Source organism: Kineosporia sp. R_H_3, from assembly GCF_002198675.1.
Classification (GTDB): Bacteria; Actinomycetota; Actinomycetes; order Actinomycetales; family Kineosporiaceae; genus R-H-3.
Map to the genome: position 1 here is coordinate 1 of NZ_MWLL01000037.1, position 4,181 is coordinate 4,181.

Here is a 4,181-nt window from a genome sequence, read left to right on the forward strand (position 1 = left end):
CACGGGCGGACGGCGCGGAGTGACCGCCCCGCGCCGTCCGCCCGTGCCGCGTCAGGCGGCCGTGCGGCGCCGCTTGAGGTGCTCGCGGGCGAACTCGAAGACGACGGGCAGGACGGAGACGAGGACGATCGCGAGGAGCATCGCCTCGAGGTTGTTCTTCACGAAGTCGACCCCGCCGAGCAGCCGGCCGAGCAGCGTCACGCCGGTCGCCCAGAGCACGGCGCCGATGCCGCTGTACGTGAAGAACTTGCGCCGGTCCATCTGGCCGACGCCCGCCGTCACCGTGATGAACGTGCGGACGATCGGCACGAACCGGGCCAGGACGATCGCGCGCGTGCCGTACTTGTCGAAGAACGCGACGGTCTTGTCGACGTACTCCTGCCGGAAGATCCGGGAGTCCGGACGGCGGAAGATCGCCGGGCCGGCGAAGCGGCCGATCTCGTACCCGACGACGTTGCCCGCGAAGGCCGCGACGGTGAGCACGAGGCAGGCCAGCCACAGCGGCGCCTTCACCGAGCCCTGGCCGATGAGCAGCCCGACGGTGAACAGCAGCGAGTCGCCGGGGAGGAAGAAGAGGAACAGCCCGCACTCGACGAAGACGATGGCGGCCGCGCCCCAGAGGGCTCCGTTGCCGAGCTGGTCCAGCAGGGTCTGCGGGTCGAGCCAGCTCGGGCCGAGCGCATGGGGTGCGAAGGTCACTCCCTCAGGGTACGGGCCGTAGGGTTCGGCTCCGTGGCGGACGGCGAGACTCACAGCGCGCCCCCGGCGGACCCCCAGGTGGGCGTCGGTCCGTGGCCCGGGCCCTGGCCGGACGACGCGCGGTACGACCCCGACCTGCTCCGCGACGGCGACCGGCGCAACGTCGTCGACCGCTACCGGTACTGGACGGTCGCCGCGATCCGCGCCGACCTCGACACCCGGCGGCACCCCTTCCACGTCGCGGTGGAGAACTGGGAGCACGACTTCAACATCGGCTCCGTCGTCCGGACCGCGAACGCGTTCAACGCCGCGGGGGTGCACGTCGTGGGCCGCCGGCGCTGGAACCGGCGGGGCGCGATGGTCACCGACGCCTACATGCACGTCTCGCACCACGAGGACGCCGCGACGCTCGTCGCCTGGGCGGGCTCGCAGGGGCTGCCGGTGCTCGGGGTCGACAACCTGCCGGGCTCCGTGGCGCTCGAGACCTACGTGCTCCCGCGGCGCTGCGTGCTGCTCTTCGGGCAGGAGGGGCCGGGCCTGTCGGAGCCGGCGCGGGCGGCCTGCGAGGCGGTCCTGTCCATCGCGCAGTTCGGCTCGACGCGGTCCATCAACGCCGGCGCGGCCGCGGCCGTCGCGATGCACGCCTGGGTCCGCACGCACGCAGGCGTCTGACGGGCCGGGCGGGGCCACGTCAAGGCTTGGTCAAGAGCGCGTCGGTCGGGCCTTCCGTGGGTCAACGGAACGTCAAGCCTGCGCGAAGAAAGCGTGCTGCCCGGGGCCGTTCCGTGCTCAGCGGCCGGTCGACGGCCGGGACTAGTACCAAGGGGCAATCGCGACCGGTTGCCGCCGGCTGGGAGAACTGTGTCGTAGCGGAAGTCACAGCGCGGGCCACGGTCCGGGCTCCCGAGAGGACCTCGATGAACCTCAAGAAGCGTCAGGCGGTCGTGCTCGTCGCGGCCTCCGCCCTCACCTTCAGCGCCGCTGCGGTGGGCGTCTCGTTCGCCGCCACGGGCTCCGGCCACTCCAGCTCGAAGGTCGTCAAGAGCTCCGACGACGCCCCGGGGGCCGAGCCGACCGAGGACGCGTCCGAGGACGCGAACGACGACCACGGTGCGAACTCCGGCAACGACAGCGCCGAGGACGCGAACGACGACAAGGGCGGCGACCGCGCGGACGACGCGAGCGACGACGCCACCGAGGACGCGAACGACGACCACGGTGCGAACTCCGGCAACGACAGCGCCGAGGACGCGGACGACGACCACGGCGGCCGCGGCGGTCACGGCGGTCACGGCGGCGACGACAAGGCCGGCGACGACAAGGGCTCGGACGACTGACGAGCCCTGCTGAAGACCCTTCTGGCCGTCAACGCCCCTGACGGCCCGGAGCAGGTCCGGACACCCGGCGGTCGCCCCCCGCCGTCCGGACCGCCGACGATCGGCGGACCCTCCTGTGCGCGCCTGGCCGCGCGGCAGGAGGGCCGCCGATCTCGCATGTCCGGGCCCTGCCGGCGGGCGGCGAAACTCGCTGTCCCGCGGCGACGGACGGGCATAGCGTGCCCGGATGCGGACGATGATCCCGGTCGGTGCGGACTCCCTGTGGGCCGAGGACTCCGGCGGCGACGGCGAGCCCGTCGTCCTGCTCCACCCCGGCATCGGCGACCTGCGGTCGTGGGAGGCGGTGTGGCCGGCGCTCACCGAGACCTGCCGCGTCGTCCGGTACGACTTCCGTGGCTACGGCGGGTCGCCCGCCCCGACCGAGCCGTACGACTGGGCGGACGACCTGCTCGCCGTCCTCGACGCCTTCGGCATCCCGTCCGCGCACCTCGTCGGCAACAGCCAGGGCGGCGCGACGGCGGTCGAGGTGGCGCTGCGCCGGCCGGACGCCGTCCGCTCGCTCGTGCTCCTCGCCCCCTCCGCCGGCGGCTGGCAGCCGTCGGCCGCCGAGGAGGTCGAGGCCCGGTGGGAGGCCGCCGAGGAGGCCTACGCCGCGGGTGACGAGGAGCCGCTCGTCGCGTTCATGCTCGAGCTGTGGTGCGCCGCCGGTCACGAGCCGCTCGTGCGCGACCTCGTCCGGACCAGCCTGCGCGCCGAGGCCGCCGAGGGCGTGCACCTGCGGCGGCTGCCGTCGGCGCTCGACCGCTTCGGCGAGATCTCGGTCCCGACGACCCTCCTGCTCGGGGAGCGGGACTTCCCCTCCCTCGTCGCGCTGAACGAGCAGATGGCCGCGGCGATCCCCGGCTGCCGGCTCGTCCGGCTCGCCGGCGTCGACCACCTCCCGCAGCTGCGCGTCCCCGAGCTGGTCGTCGAGACCGTCAGGGCGCACTGCGCCCGCGGCTGAGGCGGTCCCGGCGCAGGACCGGGCCCTAGCAGCCCACCGCGCACGCCGGGCGGGCGCCCCGCACCGGGCCGGGCTGTCGGCCCTCCCGGGTGCGGGTCGCGGCGCCGTGCACGCGCAGCGTCCGGCGGGCATCCCGCGGGCCGACGACGTCGGGCAGCCGCTGCCCGAGCGGGCGCAGAGCCGCGGCGAGCCGGGCGACGACGTCCGGCCGCTCGCAGACGACCATCGCGGCGAGCACCGCGGCCCCGCCGACGACGACCCGCGGCCCGAGGGTCTCCCCGAGCAGCGCGACCGAGAAGGCCGCCGCCCAGACCGGTTCGAGAGTCATGACGACGGCGGCGCGCTCCGGGGCGACGTGGGCCTGGGCCCAGGTCTGCACGAGCACCGCACCGGCGCCGGCGACGACCGCCAGGTAGCCGACGGCGAGCAGGTCGGCCGTGCCGTGCGGGAGCGTGAGCCCGCCCGGCACCGCGGCCGCCCCGCTGACGACGGTGACCACCGCGAGCTGGACGACGGTCACGCCGAACGCGTCCTTCGCCGACGCCCAGGCGCCGAGACCGAGGATGTGCAGGGCGAAGAAGGCCGCCGAGAGCAGCGTGAGCGCCTCGCCCGGGCCGACGGCGAGCCCGCGCAGCGACAGGACGCCGATGCCGACGGTGGACATCCCGACCGCGAGCCAGACCGCGCGCGGCGGCCGGCGGCGCAGGAGCAGCGCCCCGAGCACCGGCGTCAGGACGACGTACGCGCTCGTGACGAAGCCGGACACCGACGCCGACGTGTGCCCGAGGCCGACGGTCTGGAGCACCTGCGCGACGCCGTACAGCAGGCCGAGCACCGCGGCGCGGGCCGCCGTCCGCCGGCTCATGCCGACGAGCGCCGTCGGGCGCAGCGCGAGCAGGGCGACGGTCGCGACCGCGAACCGGACGGTGAGCAGGTCGGCGGCCGGGATCCGGTCCAGTGCGTCCTTGAGCAGCGGGAAGGTCGAGCCCCACACCATCGTCACGGCGACGAGCGCGCCGATGCCGACCGTCGCCGGCGCCGGGGTGCGGCGGGCGTCACCCGTTCGGAGCAGCGCGAACCTGCTCGTGCGTGCCGACGTCCTCGTGGAGGGGGTCGACGAGGGCGTGGCGAGCGGACGGGGG

The 4,181-nt window shown here is 75.1% G+C and carries 5 protein-coding genes; 3 read left to right on the top strand and 2 right to left on the bottom strand.

Translation table 11 applies throughout. The annotated features are described in order from the left end of the window. Positions 1-51 precede the first annotated feature (51 nt). The gene (locus tag ECOMGDLI_RS02700; protein WP_088313335.1) at positions 52-699 is read right to left on the bottom strand and encodes a DedA family protein; all 648 of its coding nucleotides are present in this window, start codon (positions 697-699) and stop codon (positions 52-54) included. On the opposite strand from ECOMGDLI_RS02700, the gene ECOMGDLI_RS02705 reads away from it, so the two are divergent. The 3 genes from ECOMGDLI_RS02705 (at position 682) to ECOMGDLI_RS02715 (ending at position 3,039) form a co-directional block, all read left to right on the top strand. Further along, positions 682-1,371 carry a TrmH family RNA methyltransferase gene (locus ECOMGDLI_RS02705; RefSeq protein WP_088313340.1) on the top strand — a complete coding sequence of 230 codons (690 nt, stop codon included), beginning with the start codon at positions 682-684 and terminating at the stop codon, positions 1,369-1,371. The genes ECOMGDLI_RS02700 and ECOMGDLI_RS02705 overlap by 18 nt on opposite strands. Before the next feature lie 245 nt (positions 1,372-1,616). After that, positions 1,617-2,036, top strand: a complete 420-nt coding sequence (locus ECOMGDLI_RS02710) for a hypothetical protein (RefSeq protein WP_088313337.1) — start codon at positions 1,617-1,619, stop codon at positions 2,034-2,036. Between the two features lie 226 nt (positions 2,037-2,262). Continuing rightward, positions 2,263-3,039 (top strand): alpha/beta fold hydrolase, encoded by a 777-nt coding sequence (locus ECOMGDLI_RS02715; RefSeq protein ID WP_088313339.1) that lies wholly within the window; start codon positions 2,263-2,265, stop codon positions 3,037-3,039. 25 nt (positions 3,040-3,064) lie between these two features. Here the strand turns inward: ECOMGDLI_RS02715 and ECOMGDLI_RS36395 are convergent. Beyond that, positions 3,065-4,181 (bottom strand): DMT family transporter (locus tag ECOMGDLI_RS36395; RefSeq protein ID WP_198954481.1); only part of this gene is annotated, 1,117 nt, incomplete at its 5' end.